The 21,042-nt window shown below is 40.1% G+C and carries 20 protein-coding genes; 6 read left to right on the top strand and 14 right to left on the bottom strand.

The window, feature by feature from the left end; genetic code table 11:
• The first annotated feature begins 1 nt into the window (after position 1).
• Positions 2–1,090, top strand: a complete 1,089-nt coding sequence (locus AB685_RS00725) for a GerAB/ArcD/ProY family transporter (protein ID WP_047968648.1) — start codon at positions 2–4, stop codon at positions 1,088–1,090.
• Complete coding sequence (locus AB685_RS00720; RefSeq protein WP_047968647.1) at positions 1,087–2,163, top strand: Ger(x)C family spore germination protein; 1,077 nt, start codon at positions 1,087–1,089, stop codon at positions 2,161–2,163. Before AB685_RS00725 ends, AB685_RS00720 begins: the two co-directional genes overlap by 4 nt.
• 417 nt (positions 2,164–2,580) lie before the next feature.
• Here AB685_RS00720 and AB685_RS00715 read toward each other — a convergent pair whose 3' ends face one another.
• Positions 2,581–4,794, bottom strand: a complete 2,214-nt coding sequence (locus AB685_RS00715; RefSeq protein WP_347230856.1) for a S8 family serine peptidase — start codon at positions 4,792–4,794, stop codon at positions 2,581–2,583.
• Between the two features lie 7 nt (positions 4,795–4,801).
• Here AB685_RS00715 and AB685_RS32470 point away from each other — a divergent pair, with 7 nt between their 5' ends.
• Positions 4,802–5,008, top strand: a complete 207-nt coding sequence (locus AB685_RS32470) for a hypothetical protein (RefSeq protein ID WP_241773222.1) — start codon at positions 4,802–4,804, stop codon at positions 5,006–5,008.
• A 500-nt stretch (positions 5,009–5,508) separates the two neighbouring features.
• On the top strand, positions 5,509–5,682 hold the full coding sequence (locus tag AB685_RS31950) for a nucleoside deaminase (protein ID WP_241773221.1): 174 nt from the start codon (positions 5,509–5,511) through the stop codon (positions 5,680–5,682).
• Positions 5,683–5,850: 168 nt separating this feature from the next.
• On the opposite strand, the gene AB685_RS00710 is transcribed toward AB685_RS31950, so the two are convergent.
• The 4 genes from AB685_RS00710 to AB685_RS00695 all read right to left on the bottom strand — a co-directional run bounded on the left by AB685_RS00710 (position 5,851) and on the right by AB685_RS00695 (position 12,001).
• Positions 5,851–6,423, bottom strand: a complete 573-nt coding sequence (locus tag AB685_RS00710) for a cysteine hydrolase family protein (protein WP_047968645.1) — start codon at positions 6,421–6,423, stop codon at positions 5,851–5,853.
• Between the two features lie 515 nt (positions 6,424–6,938).
• Positions 6,939–9,377 carry a DNA topoisomerase IV subunit A gene (parC, locus tag AB685_RS00705; protein ID WP_047968644.1) on the bottom strand — a complete coding sequence of 813 codons (2,439 nt, stop codon included), beginning with the start codon at positions 9,375–9,377 and terminating at the stop codon, positions 6,939–6,941.
• A gap of 3 nt (positions 9,378–9,380) precedes the next feature.
• Positions 9,381–11,357 carry a DNA topoisomerase IV subunit B gene (gene parE, locus AB685_RS00700; RefSeq protein WP_198530436.1) on the bottom strand — a complete coding sequence of 659 codons (1,977 nt, stop codon included), beginning with the start codon at positions 11,355–11,357 and terminating at the stop codon, positions 9,381–9,383.
• Positions 11,358–11,587: 230 nt separating this feature from the next.
• Positions 11,588–12,001, bottom strand: a complete 414-nt coding sequence (locus tag AB685_RS00695; protein ID WP_047968643.1) for a CoA-binding protein — start codon at positions 11,999–12,001, stop codon at positions 11,588–11,590.
• 188 nt (positions 12,002–12,189) lie between these two features.
• On the opposite strand from AB685_RS00695, the gene plsY reads away from it, so the two are divergent.
• A complete protein-coding gene (gene plsY / locus AB685_RS00690) occupies positions 12,190–12,795 on the top strand; it encodes a glycerol-3-phosphate 1-O-acyltransferase PlsY (RefSeq protein ID WP_047968642.1) in 606 nt (201 codons plus the stop codon).
• 67 nt (positions 12,796–12,862) lie between these two features.
• Here plsY and AB685_RS00685 read toward each other — a convergent pair whose 3' ends face one another.
• The 5 genes from AB685_RS00685 to AB685_RS00670 all read right to left on the bottom strand — a co-directional run bounded on the left by AB685_RS00685 (position 12,863) and on the right by AB685_RS00670 (position 15,155).
• Positions 12,863–13,330: an 8-oxo-dGTP diphosphatase gene (locus AB685_RS00685; protein ID WP_047968641.1), complete on the bottom strand. Its 468-nt coding sequence runs from the start codon at positions 13,328–13,330 to the stop codon at positions 12,863–12,865.
• 1 nt (position 13,331) lies between these two features.
• Positions 13,332–13,463, bottom strand: a complete 132-nt coding sequence (locus AB685_RS32310; protein WP_277814263.1) for a hypothetical protein — start codon at positions 13,461–13,463, stop codon at positions 13,332–13,334.
• 27 nt (positions 13,464–13,490) lie between these two features.
• Positions 13,491–13,889, bottom strand: coding sequence for a VOC family protein (locus AB685_RS00680; protein WP_047968640.1), 399 nt, complete (start codon positions 13,887–13,889; stop codon positions 13,491–13,493).
• Positions 13,886–14,464, bottom strand: coding sequence for a nucleotidyltransferase family protein (locus AB685_RS00675; RefSeq protein WP_082153448.1), 579 nt, complete (start codon positions 14,462–14,464; stop codon positions 13,886–13,888). The genes AB685_RS00680 and AB685_RS00675 overlap by 4 nt, the downstream gene beginning before the upstream one ends.
• A gap of 109 nt (positions 14,465–14,573) precedes the next feature.
• Entirely contained in the window at positions 14,574–15,155 is a 582-nt protein-coding gene (locus AB685_RS00670) for a histidine phosphatase family protein (RefSeq protein WP_047968638.1), read from the bottom strand.
• Between the two features lie 205 nt (positions 15,156–15,360).
• On the opposite strand from AB685_RS00670, the gene AB685_RS00665 reads away from it, so the two are divergent.
• Complete coding sequence (locus AB685_RS00665) at positions 15,361–15,618, top strand: hypothetical protein (RefSeq protein WP_047968637.1); 258 nt, start codon at positions 15,361–15,363, stop codon at positions 15,616–15,618.
• A gap of 147 nt (positions 15,619–15,765) precedes the next feature.
• Here the strand turns inward: AB685_RS00665 and AB685_RS00660 are convergent, their stop codons facing one another.
• The 4 genes from AB685_RS00660 to AB685_RS00645 form a co-directional block, all read right to left on the bottom strand.
• On the bottom strand, positions 15,766–16,335 hold the full coding sequence (locus AB685_RS00660; RefSeq protein WP_082153447.1) for a GNAT family N-acetyltransferase: 570 nt from the start codon (positions 16,333–16,335) through the stop codon (positions 15,766–15,768).
• Positions 16,332–17,027 carry an HAD family hydrolase gene (locus tag AB685_RS00655; RefSeq protein WP_047968636.1) on the bottom strand — a complete coding sequence of 232 codons (696 nt, stop codon included), beginning with the start codon at positions 17,025–17,027 and terminating at the stop codon, positions 16,332–16,334. The genes AB685_RS00660 and AB685_RS00655 overlap by 4 nt, the downstream gene beginning before the upstream one ends.
• Complete coding sequence (locus AB685_RS00650) at positions 17,020–17,607, bottom strand: SGNH/GDSL hydrolase family protein (protein WP_047968635.1); 588 nt, start codon at positions 17,605–17,607, stop codon at positions 17,020–17,022. The genes AB685_RS00655 and AB685_RS00650 overlap by 8 nt, the downstream gene beginning before the upstream one ends.
• 154 nt (positions 17,608–17,761) lie before the next feature.
• Positions 17,762–20,818 carry an efflux RND transporter permease subunit gene (locus AB685_RS00645; protein WP_047968634.1) on the bottom strand — a complete coding sequence of 1,019 codons (3,057 nt, stop codon included), beginning with the start codon at positions 20,816–20,818 and terminating at the stop codon, positions 17,762–17,764.
• Between the last annotated feature and the right edge of the window lie 224 nt (positions 20,819–21,042).

Below are 21,042 nucleotides of genomic sequence, written 5' to 3'. Positions count from 1 at the left end.
TATGTATCCGTTGCCTAAAGCTACTAAACAGGTATCCCCTTATTTAGTCTTTTATTTAATTCATTCCATGCAAATCGGAGTAGGAATATTAGGTTTTGAGCGTCACATCACAGCTTCAGCAGGTAACGATGCCTGGTTAGCTGTAATTACATCCGGCGGATCTATACTTATTTTGATTTGGTTATCTTATCGCATTTTGAACAGAGGCAAGAACGATATTGTGGCAATACAACATCAAGTCTTCGGTAAATGGATAGGCGGATTTCTAAGCTTTTATTTTATCCTGTATTACACGATTTTCGTATTGGTTCTAATAAGAACCTATGTGGAGGTAATTGAAGTTTGGATTTTCCCTGGGGTTCCACCTTGGGTATTTTTATTATTAATAATGCTCATTGCATACTATTATGTGATTGGAGGCTTTAGAGTTATAACAGGTTTAAGCTTTCTCGGAGTAATTTATGGAATTCCATTGCTGCTTATTAAGTATTTTCCCTTAAAGGAAAGTCATCTCGGGAATTTGCTTCCATTATTCGATATATCTTTTACTGACTTATTAGTGTCTACGAAGGGAATGACATTGAACTTCTTAGGATTCGAAGTCCTCTTCATGTTTTATCCATTTATTAAGAACGCCCCAAAGTCTGAAAAATGGGCAATTTTAGGAGTTATTTTCAGTATTATTATTTACCTGATTACAATGCTAATTTCCATAATGTATTTCAGTCAAGAACAATTAAAGACAACGATTTGGGCAACGTTAACTTTGTGGAAAATAGTGGACCTTGCAATAATTGAAAGGTTTGAATACATCGGTATTTGTATTTGGTTTTTTGTAGTCCTCCCGAATATTTGCATAGGTCTTTGGAGTGCCAGTAGAGGGATGCATCGTTTATTTTCTATAAAACAAAAAACAAGTTTAAGAGCAATTTGTGTCATGATTCTTATTGCAGCTTTCATATTACGCGATAGAAACCATGTAGATACACTAAATAATATAGTTTCACAAGTTGGATTTTACACCATCTATTTATATATTCCTTTTCTATTCTTCTTTCAATACTTTAGCATGAAGGTGAGAAAAAAATGAAAAAACAGATAATAATGTTTCCCATAATTTTTTTATCTTTAATTGGCTGCATTCCTGAACCGAAAATATTAGAAGATATTCAGCTCGTTCAATCTGTTGGTTATGATTTGAAAGAAAAAGATGAATATATTGGGACTGCAGGCTCTTCCTTTGTACCGCCTGGTGAAAATGCATCTCCAACAGATGTCACTTTGACTGCAGAAGGTAAAACCGTCAAGCAAATGAGACAAAGAATGCAAGCACTTTCTGCAAAACCAATAGAGATCGGCCGCCTAGGTATTGTTATTTTCAGTCAAGAGGTCGCTGAAGCAGGGATTCAACCTTTTATTGATAATTATGAAAGAGACCCCAATATTGGAAGAGATATTCACTTGGTTGTTTCAAAAGATAAAGCTTCAGATATAATCCAAACTAATTATGTAGAAAGTGAAGATGTGTCCCAATACATAATAGATGTAATTCACCAGAATATTGAACGCACATTGCCAAGAATGAACCTACATCACTACCTTTTCCAGTATTATGCAGAGGGATATGACCCTTTTATGCCTATGATTTCAAAAAGCGGGAATCAATTAGAAGTAATAGGAGTCGCACTTTTTAATGGTGATAAGTATATTGATACAATCCCTTTTGATGAATCTTACATATTTAAAATTCTATATGAAAAGGCTAGTAAAGGGCAATTTGAAATGGACTATGAAGAAGATGAAAGTATTAGTGTACAAAATATTGTTTCAAACACAAAATACAAAATTGAAAGAAAGAGAGGCGAATACAAAGCACATTTTACTATTAACTTTAATGGGAAAGTCTCAGAAAGCGGCGGTCTTGATTTAACAGATAAGAAAAATATAAAAAAAGTAGAAAAAGCGCTTGAAAAAGAGATAAGTGCAAGAGCACTTACTTTAATAGATAAATTTAAAACCTTGGAGGTAGATCCATTGGGACTTGGTGACAAAGCCAGACAAAAAGGGATTTATAACAAGGAGGAGTGGGAGAAGCAATATCCAAATTTACCGGTAACCATCGAAACCAAGATTCACGTGGTGCAATCGGGGATTGCAGAATAGTAACAGCTCGCGCGTCAAAAGTAAGAGGAGTAATCTAGTAGTACACCTCTTACTTTTGACAATTTTAAAGGTTTACATAATATCGATTATAGGAAGTCATTGGTTTTAAGTTAATTTGTATCAAAAACAGAGTAAACTTATGATAGTGAGACGGAGATAATAAGAATGATTAAATGCCACAGTTTAATTAATTATTAATCTAATTTGGATTTGAGTAGTAACTTTTGATCTGATATAAATTTGTTTTATAAACATATAATATTTAATCTATTGTTTATTTAAAGCACTTATATGCCTTAAATTACAGACCTCTTTTAGTCATAATAGTTTACATAATAAGATTATTGGTCTCTCCCTTCCAAATAATGATCTCGCAAAAACACCCCCAGATTTGTAACTGGAGGTGTTTTCTAGTCATTAGTTTTTAGTTACCAAATACGCCTTATATTCAGTAACGCCTGCTTTTTCTACATATACTGCCATCACCCAATCACCATTAGGCAATACAATTCCGTCTTGAACTGTTCCATCCCATACAATTTCATGATATGGTGTTGGAGCATTTTCAAAAGATCCGATTGTGTCTACAAATCCACCTATCGTACCATTAGGATTGAATACATAAATATCGTATTCTAAAATTTCTGCTCCACCCGGTAAGTAAGCTCCTACATAATAGTTACCTTCTCCGGCATTTTCCATGAAAGCACCAGTTACACGAGGATAATCTGGCTCATCTACAAATAAAATTGTTGGAACTTTAATTGTTTCAGTACCATCACTAACTAAAATAGTTCCTTCATAATAACCTGGCTCCATTTTAGATGCGTCTACTTGAACATTAAAGTTTACTTTTTGAGACTTCCCTGCATTTACTTTTAAATTTTTGCTAGTCATCACTTTAATGCCGTCAGGATTATCTGTAAATTCTACATCAAAACTGTACGTCTTTCTTTCTTTTGAAAGATTTTTGATTTCAAAGTGAGATTTTTCAACTTGTTTACCATTATCTTTTACAAACTTCCCAAAGGAATGGCTACCAGGTGCTACTAATGTTTTAGTTTGAATAGCATCTAATACCCGAATACTACCTGCACCTTGTGTGTTATGAGGATACACTTCACCAGTAGCAGGATCAATCATATCTTCTGCAGTATTCATTAATGCAGCTTTTACATCTTCTGTTCCCCAACTTGGATTTGCTTGAAGAATTAATGCAGCTGCACCTGCTACATGCGGAGATGACATACTAGTTCCTTGTAAAGCCGCATAACCGTTTCCAGGGAAAGTACTAACAATATTTACCCCAGGTGCAGAAACGTCTGGCTTGATCATCCAAGTCAGTGTTACCGGCCCACGGGATGAGAAATCAGCCATTGTTTCGCCAACAGCTTTATCAAATTCAATATTAAATGAAACTGTATTGTTTCCTGCTTCTAATTCTGCTAATAGTTTCTGTCCATCGGCTAAAGTTGTTTTAATTGTTGGAACTGCCATGCCCGGTACATCAGCATGCTCGCCTGCTACGTTGTTAAAAATGATTGCACCAATCGCCCCTGCATTCTTTGCGTTGGTAGCTTTATCAACAAATGCATAGTCACCACGGCTAATTAGAGCAATTTTCCCTTCAAGATCTTTTCCTACAAATTCTTGAGGGGATCCTAAACCAACATAAACATACTCATATTCTCCATCATTAAGTGCAAGCAATTCTTCATCAGATGGGAAGCCCATAACTTTCGCACTTGGATATTCGACCCCTTCAGAAGTCGATATTGTTGATGAATAAACATTGTACGGCAACTGTGTAGCCCCTACAGAAATAGCATCACGGGAAGTACCTGGAGATCCTACAGTCCAATTATTTGGACCAGCGTTTCCGTTGGAAGTTACCGCTACTACCCCTTCAGCCATTGCCCAGTCAAGCGCAATAGACGTTGCCCAGTCAGGATTGTTGAGTGTATTACCTAAAGATAGGTTCATAATATCAGCCCCATCTTGAACCGCAAGTTCGATACCAGCTACAACATCTTCGGTTGTTCCACCGTTAGGTCCTAATACACGATAACCTAATAGTTTAGCATCTGGAGCTACTCCTTTGATAGTACCATTGGCCGCTACAGTACCAGAAACGTGGGTACCATGGTATTGCCCTGGACCTTCTTGTGGGTCGTTATCATTGTCTACAAAGTCATACCCTTTGTAGTCACCAAATGCATGTGCCAAATCTGGGTGAGTATAATCAACCCCTGTGTCGATTACAGCAACCGTCACACCCTCACCGGTGAACCCAGCATCCCAAGCTTTATCAGAACCGATAAACGGAGCACTTTCCATCATCGCCGGGCTGAATGATTCTGCAGTGACTTCTTCAGCAGAGATTACATCCGCTGTGTAGTGTACGTTCGGGTAAACCGCTTTAACACCAGGAATAGCTAATAGTTTAATAATTTCATTTCCTGGTAGTTCAACAGAAAATCCGGAAAATACATAATCATATTCTCTGTTTACATCTGCACTTTTGACTGCTTTGTTCAACTCGCCAATTACCTTTCCTCTTTCCTTCTTCAAACCTGCCTTTGTTTGCTTTTTCCCTTTATACTTGGCTTCAACTAGAGATTCTGCTTCCAATTCAACAATGACCGATGTTGGCCTTGATGAAGATAATTCAATATCTCCAAATACTTCGGCTAGTGGAATAACTTTTGCGTTTTGTGTATTTCCTCCGTTAGCATATGTACCAAAACTAAACGTCGAAAAAACTAATGCGATTGTTAATAAAGCAAACAATAATTTAGAAGCTTTTCTTCCCAAACTTAAAACATCCCCTCTTAATAAATTTTAGAACACTCTCCACAAGACTTTCTCCCTGCTTCTATGTACTCGCTCACCCCCAATTATTACGACAAATAATTCTAAAAATTCTTACATTATATATAATTATACATAGATAGACTAAATCCCTTTAGTTCTAAGGTCCAAAACTATCGACAAAATCTACATAATATCTAATACATTCTTCTTTATGACTACTAATTGCGACAAAATCAAACAATCAATATTTTACCATGGAAAATTTTTGTAGTATAAAGTAATAGTTATTTGTTTTTATACGCGTTATAAAATTGCAACATGAAAATAAGATGGAAGAAGGTATGTATATTGTAGGAGGGGTTTTATGGAGTACAACATGCATGAATTCTTTCTGCATCGTGCCATCACTTGGCTTTGCAGAATGTGAAAGATAATCGTGGACACTTTGGTGCAGTTATAACAAGAAATAATCAAATCATTTCTGAGGTCCTCAACTAAACATGGACCCCTACCGCACATCATGCTGAGATCATGGCGATTCGTAAGGCCTGTCGGAGTCTTAATACATTTGAGCTTAGAGGTTACATTCTGTATAGTAGTTGCGAACCGTGTTCGATGTGTTTAGGTGCTATCTATTGGGCAAGGACCCCGACGGTATATTTTGCTCCAGACCGAAAAGATGCTGCTGCTATTCAGTTTGATTAGGAATTCATCTACCGCAAAGTTCAACTTGACCATTCAAAACTCTCTCTCCCCTTCATACATCTACCACTGGTCAATTCCCTCCACATCTTCATGAGCTGGAGCAAAAAGTTAGATAAAACCCATTATCAATACAAAACAACGCCCTTTTTTGGGGGCGTTGTTTTTTTTTCATATACTAATTGTTTCTTCTTTAACCAATTCCAATATCTCTTCAGAGGAAACGACCTCTGCAAACTCCTGGTGTAGAGCGGATAATGCATGTCGATGAACTTCTTCTGCAGTGAGGTGCAAACCATCGTAGGATGTGGTTTCATATGCTGCTGTTGCATCACTACAAACAAATGTTCTGTACCCTAGATTTCCAGCCATTCTTACTGTAGTGGATATGCAATGGTTAGAAGTCAGACCTACTACTACCAAGGTTCGATAACCATTATTCCTAAGGTAACTGTCCAATTCCGTTCCGATAAAACAACTGTTCACTTTCTTCCTGATGAAGTATTCTTCTTCCAAAGGTTCAAATCCCTTTTTCAATGAGAATCCAGGGTTACTAGGATGAAGCTTGGAGTTTTCATCCTGCGAAACATGCTGAACATGGATGATGGGGTAATCCCTTTGTCTCCATACCTTCAAAAGTTCTAGCATTCTACTTTCTGCATCAGGGTTGTTCCTTTGCCCCCATGCCGGGTCGTCAAACCCTTTTTGAACATCTACAACGAGTAATACCGGTTTCATTTGCATCACCTCTCTTCCCCCATTATTCTATTAGAATTAAATGATGGATATGCTTGCGGATGTCATTCGCAACTTCTCATTTTTCATGTAGGTATAATCTATTTCCAATTATACCAGACACTTACCTTACACCTGTTTCAAAAAGCACTTTCACTACACCATAATGTAGGGTCTATCACTCTTACCTTGCCGACCATTCTACATTTCAGCCTTGATCTTCTACCATTCAACGGCGAACTTCTACATTTCCCAGATCCACTTGTACATTTCCCAACCGCTCACCTACATTTCAGCTCCAACCTTCTACATTCCCACTATTCATCTACCTATTTTCTAATTTGGAAACCTCTTTCCCGGTTTGTTTCCACACTCTTCTGAGATAAATGAGATTCTCAATCTGACACTTTCCCATCAAAATGAAGAATTCCCCTCACTGATGCTCCAAAATAAACAAAAAACCGCCTCTCCACGCAAATACAAAGCGCAGAAAAGCGGTCAATCAATCTTTAAAATCTTCTTCTTTACTTGCCTTCTACTTCCTCAGGCGTCTCAACCCACATTTCAATGACATCTCCAGATTCCTGCTGATCCAGTACAAAGGATCCGTTCGAATAACGGTCATTGTTACGATAGCTGGCGGCAGCAAGCTTCTCCGTCGCACCTTTTTCTGTTTGAACATAGATGTAGCTTGAAGGTTCCACAAGTTCCACTGCTGCAATCTGATGAGGATTATTCTTCACTTCACGCAACATGACAAGGCCGCGTTTGGCACGTGAGGCTTTATCAAATTCAGTGATTTTTAGTTTCTTGACTGCCCCGCGATGGGTAGCGATGAACAGCATGGCTTTTGACTCTTTTGCAAATACCAGACCACTTACTACATAGTCCTTATCTTTCAAGTTAATGCCTTTCACACCAGCTGCCCGGGCACCAACGACATTAATTTCTTCTTCTGTAAACCAAAGTCCATATCCGCTTCTTGTTGCCAGGAAGATGTCCTGAGCGCCATCTGTAAGATGTACATTGACTACTTGGTCATCCCCTTTAAGATTGACGGCCATCAACGGCTTCGAATAGCGCTGCGCTTTGTATGCATTCAGCTCCGTCTTTTTAACCATTCCGTTACGGGTGACAAACAATAAGAATTTAGATTCCTCGAACTTGCTGACAGGTATTCCTTTTATGATGGATTCATCACGATCAATAGGCACTATGTTAGCAACATGCTGTCCCATGTCCTTCCAGCGTATATCCGGAAGCTCATGAACAGGTAGGAACAGGTAGTTACCTTTGTTGGTAAACAATAGCAACGTTTGTGTTGTATTGATATCCAACTTAGAAATAATGCGGTCGGTTTCTTTCATGCCAAAATCCTGACCATTTGATGCCGAATACGAACGCAAGCTTGTACGCTTCACATATCCATCTTTCGTGACCGTCACTATGACATCCTCTGATGGAATCATCACTTCCAGATTAATTTTAAGTTCTTCAATCTGGTCCTGAATTCTGGATCGGCGATCATTCGTATAGAGTTTTTTCACACGCTTAAGGTCCGACTTAATGACAGAGAAAAGCTTTTTCTCGCTTGCTAGAATCGCTTCCAGATCAGTTACTTTCTTGGCAAGTTCGTCTGCCTCTGCCTGTAGTGCGGTGATATCAGTATTCGTCAAACGGTATAATTGTAAGGAAACGATAGCTTCTGCTTGTGGCTCTGTAAAAGTGAACTTGGCAATCAAGTTATCTTTTGCATCCCGTTTGTCTTTGGAAGCACGGATTGTCGCAATCACTTCATCTAGAATGGAGAGTGCTTTCATCAAGCCTTCCACCACATGCTGGCGTTCTTTCGCTTTTTCCAACTCGAAACGTGAACGGTTGGAGATTACTTCTTTCTGGTGATCTATGTACGCATCCAAGAAGTGTGGGAGACCCATTAACGTCGGGCGTTTTTTATAGATAGCTACCATGTTGAAGTTAAAGGTGATTTGCAGATCGGTATTTTTGTATAAGTAATTTAAAATGCCATTTGCATCTGCTTCTTTTTTCAACTCAATGACAACACGTAGGCCGGTACGATCGGTTTCATCACGTACCTCTGAGATGCCATCCACTTTTTTATCATAACGAAGCTCATCCATTTTCTTAACTAGGTTTGCTTTGTTCACTTCATATGGAACCTCTGTGATGACAATCTGCTGCTTGCCGCCACGGATATCCTCGACTTCAGCTAGACCGCGGACGATGATTTTACCTTTACCAGTTTCATAGGCTTTTTTGATTCCTTCTACCCCTTGAATAATACCTCCAGTAGGGAAATCTGGTCCTTTGATGACGGTCATTAACTCATCCACACTCACAGAAGGGTTGTCGATGCGCATGATGGTCGCATCAATTACTTCACCAAGATGGTGTGGTGGGATGTCTGTTGCATAACCGGCAGAAATTCCGGTAGATCCGTTTACCAGCAGGTTCGGATACATCGCAGGAAGAACAACAGGCTCCTGAGACGTATCATCAAAGTTGGGTATGAAATCGACCGTTTTTTTGTCAAGATCACGCAAAAGTTCGGAAGCAATCGGTGATAATCTTGCTTCCGTGTAACGCATTGCTGCTGGAGGATCGCCATCAATACTACCGTTGTTCCCATGCATCTCAATCAGCATGTTTCGAACCTTCCAGTCCTGACTCATACGGACCATTGCATCATACACGGAGGAATCTCCATGAGGATGATAGTTACCGATTACGTTACCAACCGTTTTGGCCGATTTACGGAAAGGCTTATCGTGTATGTTTCCTTCTGCATACATGGCATATAAAATACGACGTTGCACTGGCTTAAGTCCATCACGTGCATCTGGTAATGCACGCTCCTGGATAATGTATTTACTATAACGTCCAAATCGGTCGCCTATAACTTCCTCTAGGGGTAGGTCGTGAAATTTCTCTGTCTGTGTCATCTGTTATACCTCCTCTGTTGCGACCAACAAGTTATCATTTTCTAGAATATTAGGATCTTCTTCAAGCCCAAAGGCAACGTTACTTTCGATCCACTTACGTCTTGGTTCCACTTTATCACCCATAAGTGTGGTCACACGGCGTTCAGCACGGGCTGCATCATCGATTCGTACGCGAATAAGGGTACGAGTATCCGGATTCATCGTTGTTTCCCAGAGCTGGTCCGCATTCATCTCCCCAAGACCTTTATAACGCTGAATTGTATAACCACGGCCAATCTTTTGGATAGCCCCCTGTAGTTCCTCATCAGACCATGCGTATTCCAATACCTCTTTCTTCCCTGTCCCTTTGCTCACTTTGTATAAAGGAGGCAGTGCGATAAACACTTTCCCCGCTTCGATAAGTGGCTTCATATAGCGATAGAAGAAGGTAAGCAGCAACACCTGAATGTGAGCTCCATCCGTATCAGCATCAGTCATGATGACGACTTTGTCGTAGTTGATGTCTTCTACCGAAAAGTCTGGTCCAACTCCCCCGCCGATTGCATGGATGATAGTATTGATCTCTTCGTTTTTGAAGATGTCTGCAAGCTTTGCCTTTTCCGTATTGATGACTTTCCCTCGAAGCGGAAGCACGGCTTGGAAACGGCGGTCACGGCCTTGTTTTGCTGAACCGCCTGCAGAGTCCCCCTCTACCAAGTAAATCTCATTTTTCTGAGGGTTACGAGATTGAGCAGGAGTCAATTTCCCACTAAGCATAGCATCAGAACGCTTCCGTTTCTTGCCGCTTCGTGCATCTTCCCTTGCCTTACGGGCTGCTTCGCGGGCTTGAAAAGCTTTGATGGATTTTTTGACAAGCATTGAACTTGTTTCCGGGTTTTCCTCCAGGAAGTAAGCCAGATGTTCTGACACCACACTATCCACTGCAGAACGGGCCTCACTTGTACCAAGTTTCCCCTTCGTTTGTCCTTCAAACTGCAACAACTCCTCAGGGATACGGACCGAAATAATGGCCGATAATCCTTCTCGGATATCAGAACCATCAAGGTTTTTATCTTTTTCCTTTAAAAGGTTCACTTTCCGTGCGTATTCATTAAAAATACGCGTCATTGCCGTTTTGGCACCAGCTTCATGTGTTCCACCATCTTTTGTCCGAACATTATTGACAAAGGACAGAATGGTTTCTGAGTATCCATCGTTGAATTGAAAAGCAAAATCTATCTCCATTCCGTTTTGGGCACCTTCAAATGACACGACATTATGAAGAGAGTCTTTTTCTTCGTTGAGATAGGAAACAAACGCTTCTATCCCGCTTTCATAATGGAATACTTCCTTGACAGTATTACGTTCATCGTTTAGCTCTATTTTCAAACCCTTCAACAAAAAGGCTGATTCTCGAAGACGTTCACATAATGTTTCAAAGTTATAAGTTATGGTACTGAAGATTGTCGTATCCGGTTTGAAATGAATGGTAGTCCCTGTTTGATTGGTTGTCCCAATCTTCTCTAGGGTTGTTGCCGGTTTTCCTCCATTTTCAAAACGCTGTTCATAGACAATTCCATCTCTCTTGATTGTTACTGTCAACCATTCAGATAATGCGTTTACTACAGAGGCACCTACACCATGTAGACCTCCACTAGTTTTATATCCACCTTGACCAAACTTTCCACCTGCATGTAATACGGTTAAAATCACTTCGGGGGTAGGTTTTCCCATCTTATGCATTCCGGTAGGCATACCTCGGCCTTTATCCTTCACGCTTATGCTGTTATCTTTGTGTATCGTCACAATGATATGATCCCCAAATCCACCTAATGCTTCATCGACGGAATTATCAAGGATTTCGTATACAAGGTGATGAAGACCTCTGCTGTCCGTGCTTCCTATGTACATACCAGGACGTTTACGTACAGCTTCAAGGCCCTCTAATACCTGTATCGCATCATCGTTATATTCAAACGTATTTTTTGCCACCAAAAACATACCCCTTTCACTGCTACTGCCAATAAATCTTTATGTATAATTAAGACTGTTAAGTAAACCCATTTGTCGTTTAGAAACAACAAATATTCGTATATATATTATCATACATTTGGAACTTGTCTATGTTCTATTGTATAGAGTTGTTAGACATTAGCCAACAAAATTTGGCGTAAATTGTCATAAAAAGAATAAAAATCCTTGTTTTAATAAAAAACAAGGACGATTGGAATCTATTTGGTTAAAGCGTGTTCCACTTTAATGCAACGGTCCATGATAACAGTATAGCCCTTTTCCTTCAATAGTTCATACGTTTTTTCATCGGCAAGGCCCAATTGTGCCCAATATACGTCAGCGTTAACCTCCAGAAACTCTTCTGCAACACCATATAAATGCTCAGAACGACGGAAGACATTGACGATATCAATATGCCCCTCGACATCCTTCAATGAAGGTACAGCTTTTACCCCCAGTACTTCCTTGGCTGTCGGGTTAACTGGAATAATTTCAAAACCTGCGTCCTGCATTGCTTTAGACACCATATAGGAGGTGCGGGATGGATTGTCAGACAACCCGACCACTGCAATCCTTTTGCTCTTTTTTAAAATCTTCCCTATCTCTTCTCGGCTAGGTATCTCAATACTCATGTTATCAGTCTCCTTCACTTCTATTTATTATTTGTTATACCCGTTCAGAAGGTATTTAACAACTTCTCACAACCTGATATTAAGACTTACTCATAAAAAAATCGAGATAACTTGCAAGAAACCCTTTGCTTCCTGTTGAATTTAACATATATTAAAGATAGGAATTATTACATAAAGGGGTTTATTTAATGACAGAACTACTTATTATTATACTTGCATACCTCCTAGGCTCCATTCCCTTCGCGCTCGTCGTCGGAAAAGTGGGCTATGGAATCGACATCCGTAAACACGGAAGCGGAAACCTGGGTGGAACAAATACATTCCGCACATTAGGCGTAAAGGCCGGAATGATCGTTACAATCTGCGACATTTTGAAAGGGACATTGGCTGCCTCCCTGCCATTTCTTCTTGGAGCCGACATTCATCCGCTTCTTGCTGGTGCCTGCGCTGTTGTCGGACATGTTTATCCCATCTTTGCAAAATTCCGTGGTGGGAAGGCTGTGGCTACTTCAGGCGGAGTATTGCTGTTCGCCAATCCGCTATTGTTCGGACTTATGTTATTTTGCTTTTTCCTGTTTTTATTCTTAACAAAATATGTATCTTTATCTTCCATACTTACCGGAGTGGTAACAACCATTTACAGTATCATTTATGGAGATTTGCCGCTCATAATCGCGGTATCCCTGCTTACAGCATTCGTCATTTTTAAACACCGGACGAATATTGGCCGGATCATCCAAAAGACAGAGCCGAAGATCACTTGGTTAAGCTTAAAAAAGAAAAAGGTATCCTAGAGCATTCGAGTTTTCTCGGATGTTTTTTTTAGGCTCTTTTCTCAAAAACAGCCTTTTTTTACTATTTCTAGTGCTTGATTACCACTTCTTTTACTACTTTCTTAACCTTATCATCCCACACCACATGTTTCTCAAATGTTCCTTCTTGAAAAAACAAAGGGAACCTTTCTTTGAACCAATTCTGCATGGGAAGTTCTAAAGCTTTTGAAATGGCCACCCATTTCAACTCACCCTCAGGTGGAGATTCTAAAAGTTTTCCTTTGAAAGTATCTGTTATGTAGTTAAACACCATGTATCTTTCATCATTTATTTCATCCACATATTCATCCAGTCCTTTATAGACTAGGTTGCTTACCTCCAGGCCTGTTTCTTCATGCACTTCGCGGATGGCGCCTTCTGTCAGGCTCTCAGGAAATTCCACTTTCCCACCAGGTCCAATGTATCCGGGAAACCCTTTGTCAGTCGGCCTGTTGATCAAGAGAACCTTTTCTCCATCCACTACAAGGCACATCGTATACATGCTTATATTAGGCATCTTATTTCTCTCCCGTATTCTTCATTTCCAACAACTCTATAATTCTCCTATTCTGCTTTAACAATAGTCCCAGATAGGAAATGATGGTACCGACACCTACAGCAATACCTATCAATAGTAATGTGATCAGCATTCTAACAACACCTCCCTTAACTTTTCATCAATCTGAAGGTGCTACAAGCTCCACTTTAATCCGATCGGGATCTTCAAAAAATGTAGCATAATAGTTTTCTCCACCTGCGAATGGATACCTGTCCATGTATAACATGTCCACTCCACGCCTTTTGAGTTGCTCGGTTAGAGAATCCACCTGTTCCCGAGATGACGCATGAAAGGCGAGATGATTAAGCCCAACACCACACCTGTGGTAGGGAATGTCAAGAAATCTTTTCTCCGTTTGGACAAAGACTATATAGGCACCATCTAACTTCCAACTCTTGCCCTTCTCCCATTCTTGATAAGGTTTATAGCCTAATTCTTCAAGCAGCCAACCCCAAAATTCTTTCGTCTTATTCAGGTCAGACACGTATAGTTCTATGTGGTGCAACAATCCTGTCATGACTTTACTCCTTCTGCATGGAAAAGCGTGATATTAGGCCAAGTAGATTTCCAATTTTTCTCCCTCAACCGATTTTCATAGATAGTAACTCGCTCAGCTGATTCTTGGAAAGAGGAAGTAGGCTTTACTGTAAGGTTCACCAGGTCCTGAATTCCACATGGTGCGGCTAATACCAACTTATTTTCCGAATCTAATTTAACCCCAATGGCAGTGGCCGTTTCCGGGAATTTGGACATCGCATCTAATGAACTCCCATATGGGGACACCCTATTTATCGTGTGCATCCTTGCCTGATTTTTTACCGACCAAGGAGCTTCCGGGTATATTTGCATAAGCTCCCTTTCCAATTGCTTTTCCTTTTCCTCAGATAATTCCTTACTATCAAAATAAATGACATCAATATCAGGCATTTGAGTCCTTTGGGAATAACCGTGCAGCGTATCCCAAACTTTCGACCTGACAAACCCTGCACATACCCACCAATCAGGGAGATTCAGTGATTTTGTAGCATTTATTATTTCCATCATCCATTCATCCGATTTAATAAGATCCAGTACATCTTCTTCAGTCTGCATCAAAAAAATGCCTCCTTTTACGGTATGCGAACATATATTCTTATTATACCTAAGGTAGCATGATCATAGCAAGACTTCCCAATCTGATGTTTGCTTTAAGGACCTAGTATTACTTGCCTTCAAGATGCCTTGTACAATTATACAACTCACATTCCCAAAGCCCTTCCCGAACTTTAACGGTAGAGACAGAAGTGTTTTCCAGGTGGTCTTCCATTTTGAGGTCCTTCACCAATTCTCCTAGAAGATGTCTGATATAGGAACCATGACTTACCACCAATACATGCTGGTCCGGGTGCTTTTTTGTTACATCTTCGATAAATGAGAGTGCTCGTTGCAGGACCATTTCCCTCGATTCGATTCCTAAGTCCAGCTCCCTCCAATTCTCTCCCCATTTTTCTTTTCTTTCCGATTCTGTAGTGCCTTCGATTTGGCCTCCATTTACCTCCTGAAGCCTGCGATCTAAAAACACTTCGTCCACACTCAGGTTTCTTGCCACAATCTCAGCTGTCTGCTTTGCTCTTAATAGATCACTGGAATAGATGACATCCCAGTCCTCATTCTTTATTCGTTCCGATAACCGTTCTGCATCTCTAATACCATCCTGGTCGAGGGGAACATTTGAACTACCCTGTGCTCTTCGCTCTTTATTCCAGGCAGTGCTTCCGTGGCGAATAAACCCTAATTTGGTCATTAAGTCACGCTCCTTTGTATAGAATAGAATGAATTTTTAGTTTAATGGAAATGTGCAGGAATGACAACTACTTCAAACAGAAAGAAAGGCGCCTTATACCTGGTTCCTTAAAAGTAAGGTAACATTTTAAAAGGGTATATACAGCACCTGAAACATTGTGTAAAATTACACTAAATGAAACTTATTTGCTCAGGAGGGACTGGATTTGAAAAATTTAACCTTGGTATTATGGAATGTATTGTCCGGATTATTTGTACTTTTATTGTCCTTATGGCTGGCAGGACCAGGAATCGCGGAAACCGAAACTCCCCAATACAATCTCTGGTATTTACTCTTCTTTGGCGTTTGGTTTATAGGATTATCCCTTCAATTTAAAAGTCACCTTAGAAAAATTGGTCTAACCATTACTCTGCTTCCCTTCACGTATTATCTCGTCATTACCGTTCAAGCAATAATAATCTAGATTTGAATGAAAGAAAAAAGTGATTTAAGTTAATTTCGTCTAATAAGCCGCTCCATGAAATATTGTGTTCTCGATTCATAAGGTGCCAGTATTAGAGCGGCTATCCATTTTCATCTAGAAGTTTCCCTAAATTCACAGTTCTAAGTATCAAGATGTATTATTAATAGCTTCCATCAACCAATAATCCCTATATTCCCCTTCATGCAGCATTTGTTTTGAAAGTACCTTTACTTTTCGAAAGCCGCATTTTTCATAGCATTTTATTGCTCTCTCATTGGTTGTCATCGGATCCATTATGATGCGGGCAGCCATTTTTTCCGTAAATAGATAGTTAACCATGGACGAGACTAGCAGGGTTCCTATCCCTTTGTTCCAGAATTTTGACTCGCCGATAAACTGATCCAGGCCATAAACTCCTTCTATCTCCTGATATTCTGCTAAGTTGCTTGTATCAGTATTGATAGGATAGAATTGAATATATCCAATGTCTTTTCCTTGATAGACGATCATACATCTGGTTATTTCATCTTCTCTATTGAAGAACTTTCTCTTCACATCTTCCATCTTAAACGTTACATCTCGCCCCTCATAAAACTCCAATACTTTCGGATCGGACAACCATTTATATATTTGATTTTCATCATTAGCTTGATGAAGTTCCCTTATAAGTAAATCTTCGTTTTGGTAGACCACTCTTTTCTCTTCGTATATCATCATCTTCTTTTAATCTCTTCTGACATCCACTTTTCGTTAATGGATTTAACTATTCCAGGTAAAATATCGAGATCTTCAATCATATAATCGGCATCTATTTCGTCCCAATATGAATCTTTCTTCCAAACAGTAGTCATTCCCACAGCTTTAGCAGCTTTTACATCATTTTCGGGATGGTCCCCAACAAAAAGGCATTCCTTCGTCGATACTTGAAGCAATTCAGCAGATCTTAGAAAGATTTTAGGATCAGGTTTCTTTATTCCTTCACGCTCCGATATTAAAATAGTTTTGAAAAAGGACTCTATTCCCAAAGCTTTAACATTGTTCATCTGAAAAGCTTCAAAACCGTTTGTTATCATACCTAAAGAAAGGTTGTCTTCAGCAAGTTGTATAAGTGTTTCTTCTACCTTATCAAAAGGGGTACAGTGGTATTGAAAGTGATGGATATAATCATCCAAAAGTTCATTCCAGGTCAGTGCCTTTATCATAAATTCTTTAGCAAGCTCTTGATATACTTTATCCTTCCAAACATACCCCCGTGCATCCAACTCAATGAATCTATCCATATAATTATCTTTTGGAATGTGTCCAAGAGCTTTCTTGCACCTTTCATACTGATTATCAATAAATTTTTTCACCGAAACATCCCTATCCAAAAGGGTTCCATCAAGGTCAAATATAACAGCCCTAATCAAGCTGCCTTTCTCCCTTAGAATCAATCTCATGTATTTTTTCCGTAATTAGCTTTGACAAAACGTCATATCCCGCTTCACCAAAATGCAAACCGTCATTTAATGTACCAACTAACAGCTCTTTATAATTTGGTCTGGAATATAAATCAGTATAAAAGTCAATATAATGGCTTCCAGTTTCTTCTGAAACAAGTCTAACCACATCTGCATATTTAGCCAGTTCGCTATTTTTCCTGTTCGGTTGTAGGTTCTCATCCACTGGTGGTGGGGTGATGAGGATTGTTCTATCAGGGCCAATTAGTCGAGTAATCTTTAACATATTCTCTTTATAAGTGTTAAGTGCCACTCTTTTATGTGCAGCAGCATCATTTGAGCCAAAGAGAACCGTTACTAAATCAGGGCTGAGGGCCAATACATCCCTTTCAATCCTAGCTAGCGCATCTTTTGTTGTATGTCCTGACACACCTGCATTTAAGACCTTGTAGGCAGGGAGTTTCGAGGTTAGTTTTTCAGTGAGACGAGGGTTGTCTTTTCCTTCATGCCTTGCAGTCAGACTATCTCCGTAACAAACGAGAGTTTTCATATGTATGTATACCACCTTAATTCATGTTTTAGTAGTTTCTATGTTACCATATAATAGAAAAAACTAAAGTTAAGGGGCAACTAAAATGTAAGGTTTTTAAGAAGGAAAGGAACAAGCACCCACTATCTTTAAGATATTGGATGCCTGAGAATGTTTAAACTGCTTTTTTAGATGTAGATACTTGCTCTGTCCTTTTGTTTCTATTTCTCTTGAACACTTTACGAATCCCCACTCCAATATCATGGAAAAGCATGTAGACGGATGGAATTAGTACAAGTGTTATCAGGGTTGAGAACAACAGTCCAGAGATGACTACAGTGGCCAGTGGTGCTTGATAGTTGCTTGCTGCTCCCGTAGAGATGGCAAGTGGTAACATTCCCCCAACCGTTGTCAACGTAGTCATAAATATTGGACGGATACGGTTCATACCCGCTTCCACCATCGCTTCTCCAACACCATAATCGTCTGCTCTCAGCTGTTTCGCACGGTCAATCAGGAGGATGGCATTGTTTAAAACGATACCAATCAACATGATGACACCCATTCCTGACATGATACTCAGTTCACGCTGTGTTAACAACAATCCAAATATCACACCAGTAAAGGTCATAGGTATGATGGTCATGATAATAATTGGATGAAGCAAATGATTGAATTGTACCGCCATTACGACGTATACCAGGAAAATGGCAATCGCCAGAATGACGAGCATATCCTGTATGGCTTCCTGCTGCGCCTCTAGACTGCCTCCAACCGTTATAGTGTAGCCATCCGGAGTTTCAAAGGAGTCAATCACTTCTTGCACATCCCTGTTTACCGAACCAAGATCGCGATTTTCGATATTGGCCAAAACCTTAACGACTCGCTCGCCATCTTTATGGTCGATTTGCCCTGGCGCTTTCACTTGTTCAAAGGTTACATAATTGGATAGTTTTTTAGGACCTTCCTGAGTGGTAACTTCAAGGTTGAGAAGATCGGTTTTCTTCCAAATTACTTCATCAGGAGCAATCAGGATAGGTGTTCCGGCTTCATCCTGCAATGCACCGATCGGAATGGAAGAAGTAAGGCTATTTAATTCTCCCAAAACTTGTAACGGAGTAATTCCGTCCTCTTTCATCGCCGTCTCATCCAACACGATCAATTCTTCATCCATCATGGCACCAAGGGAAGTGGTGGTACCGATGATCCCGGTGACATCGTTTAATTCTTTCACCAAGTCAGAAGAAAGGGACGTCAGCCCATCGAGATTCTCCCCGCTTATTTCAATCTGAACTGGATAGCTTGCCCCTGCGCTCATGACCGAAGTGACATCGACAACCGGAAAATCTTCCTTTAAATCAAGTAAACCTGCGAGAATCCGCTCGTTTACTTCTTTTTGTTCTAGGGTCGCTTCCTCTTCCGGCGTCATATTGATGAGCACAAACATGAACTCGATTTGATCCATTACAAAGCCTTCTTCCACATCCGGAATAACAACGAGCTTGGAGTGAATCGCTTCTGCAATGTCATTTTTCTGTTCGGGTGTCACTCCTTTATCCAATGACACCATTATTTCTGAGTAGCGATTATACATATCAGGCATAATGGTCATCGGAACCTTTGTGACTAAAGCCAGAGATCCGATAAACATAAGAATGAACAGGAAGATAACTCCGTAACGTCTGCGTTTTTTCCCAGTCAGCCATTTTATGAAATTACCGTAGGAAAGAATTATCCTACTGTCTCTTTTTTGCTTCTGTCTTTTCGAAAGCCTCAAGAAATTTTCTGATAGGGATGGAATCAGCGTAAAGGATACAACCACTGAACTTATCAGTGTCGCAATGACCACAACGGATAAGATGATCATGAACTTACCTGCTTCCCCGCCCAACAAACCGATAGGCAGAAACACGACAATGGTAGTTAGCATGGAGGCGAATACCGCAGATGCTACTTCCTTCACTCCGACTAAAACGGCCTCCCGATTCTTCATTCCCTGCTCTTTTTTCCGATAAATGGATTCTAAAATAACAATCGATGCGTCCACCATCATTCCAATACCGAGTCCTAAAGCTATCAGGCTTAACATGTTGATGCTGTAACCCAGTATCCACATGCTTGCAAAGGTGAGTAGAATCGATAAAGGGATGGAGATACCAATGATGATGGTTGCTCTCACATTTCGCAGGAACAGAAACAACACAACGATTGCCAGTAATCCCCCGATTAGAATGTTGCTCGAAACTCCATCCACTGCTTCACTCACATAGTCGGCTTGAGCGACTATCTCTTCAAATGCAAAACCTTCAACAAGTCCTTCTTCCCTTATTTTTTCCACTTCCGCACGGACTGCCTCGGCCATTTCAATTTGTGTAACTTCTGATACACGACCGACCTGGACCATCACCACATCTTGGCTTCCATCCTTCCAAACACCTGATGCCGTATCACGAACTTGAAGTTCTACATCAGCAAGCTCCCCAAGTTCTTTCACCCCAGACATCGTAGGAATCAGAATTTCTTCAATATCCTTCACGTCCACTAAAGAAGTATTCCACCTTAACGTTGGCTCGTTTGCTTCTTCCTTCAACTCCCCAAAAGAAGTAATCAGATTGGACTGCTGGATGGTTTGGATGATCTGTTGTGAGTCCACACCAGATTCAGTGAGTTGGTTACTCTTTAATTGAATGATAACCTCGTTCTCTTCTAATCCATCAAACTTCACATCTCTTACTTCCGGCAATGCCTCAAGCCTTGGCTCCACCACATTTTTTGCAAAGGCCGTTATATCCTCCATGCTGCCAGTAGAAATGTCCATGTAGAACTCGTATTCTTGGCTAGTGGTCATTTGGAAGCTATTAATATATTGAACTCCAGGAATCTGAGAGGAGAGTGGTCCTACTGCTGATTCTATATTCTTATGTACTTCATCCCCTCTTCCCTCCTCGATCATGACAGTAATAGATGACTTTCCGGTATAGGTTGCCGAAGAGTGCGAATCAACACCATCCATCCCGCTCAAAATCTGCTCTATCGGTTTCGTGATTTTCTCTTCTACATCCAATACAGGCATTTGACCTGCATCCACCTGCACGATGGTCATATCAAATGATATCGGCGGCATCAGTTCCTGATCCAATTTGTTCAGTGAATAGAGACCGATCATAAATACAAATACGACCAACAATCCAACAGCAATCTTTCTTTTTAGAATAAACTCCATAATCGACATCCTAAGTTCTCCCCTCAACTTTAGAAAAATAAGAATTAATTTCCATCTCCCAAAATTGATTATATGCGCTATCAGGGTAAATAAAAAGTGATTTTTGGAAAATACTTCTTGAGGCGTAGAGGAGTGTAGGACTGTGGTTCCTATCTAAACTAAACCATTACGCCTTTCCAAAGAAAAATGGAAAGAGCCGAACCAGTTAGTTCGACTCCGTCAATTGGGGCTAT

It is taken from the genome of Bacillus sp. LL01 (assembly GCF_001037965.1).
The sequence above is the reverse complement of the archived record's forward strand: the minus strand, read 5'-3'. Positions and strand labels throughout refer to the sequence as shown.

Coding starts and splice junctions, on each gene's coding strand:
- AB685_RS00725 (WP_047968648.1), top strand. CDS start 2: ATGTATCCGTTGCCTAAAGCTACTAAACAGGTATCCCCTTATTTAGTC.
- AB685_RS00720 (WP_047968647.1), top strand. CDS start 1,087: ATGAAAAAACAGATAATAATGTTTCCCATAATTTTTTTATCTTTAATT.
- AB685_RS32470 (WP_241773222.1), top strand. CDS start 4,802: ATGACCGATGTTGGCCTTGATGAAGATAATTCAATATCTCCAAATACT.
- AB685_RS31950 (WP_241773221.1), top strand. CDS start 5,509: ATGGCGATTCGTAAGGCCTGTCGGAGTCTTAATACATTTGAGCTTAGA.
- AB685_RS00710 (WP_047968645.1), bottom strand. CDS start 6,423: ATGCAAATGAAACCGGTATTACTCGTTGTAGATGTTCAAAAAGGGTTT.
- parC (WP_047968644.1), bottom strand. CDS start 9,377: ATGACACAGACAGAGAAATTTCACGACCTACCCCTAGAGGAAGTTATA.
- parE (WP_198530436.1), bottom strand. CDS start 11,357: ATGTTTTTGGTGGCAAAAAATACGTTTGAATATAACGATGATGCGATA.
- AB685_RS00695 (WP_047968643.1), bottom strand. CDS start 12,001: ATGAGTATTGAGATACCTAGCCGAGAAGAGATAGGGAAGATTTTAAAA.
- plsY (WP_047968642.1), top strand. CDS start 12,190: ATGACAGAACTACTTATTATTATACTTGCATACCTCCTAGGCTCCATT.
- AB685_RS00685 (WP_047968641.1), bottom strand. CDS start 13,330: ATGCCTAATATAAGCATGTATACGATGTGCCTTGTAGTGGATGGAGAA.
- AB685_RS32310 (WP_277814263.1), bottom strand. CDS start 13,463: ATGCTGATCACATTACTATTGATAGGTATTGCTGTAGGTGTCGGTACC.
- AB685_RS00680 (WP_047968640.1), bottom strand. CDS start 13,889: ATGACAGGATTGTTGCACCACATAGAACTATACGTGTCTGACCTGAAT.
- AB685_RS00675 (WP_082153448.1), bottom strand. CDS start 14,464: ATGCAGACTGAAGAAGATGTACTGGATCTTATTAAATCGGATGAATGG.
- AB685_RS00670 (WP_047968638.1), bottom strand. CDS start 15,155: ATGACCAAATTAGGGTTTATTCGCCACGGAAGCACTGCCTGGAATAAA.
- AB685_RS00660 (WP_082153447.1), bottom strand. CDS start 16,335: ATGATGATATACGAAGAGAAAAGAGTGGTCTACCAAAACGAAGATTTA.
- AB685_RS00650 (WP_047968635.1), bottom strand. CDS start 17,607: ATGAAAACTCTCGTTTGTTACGGAGATAGTCTGACTGCAAGGCATGAA.
- AB685_RS00645 (WP_047968634.1), bottom strand. CDS start 20,818: ATGTCGATTATGGAGTTTATTCTAAAAAGAAAGATTGCTGTTGGATTG.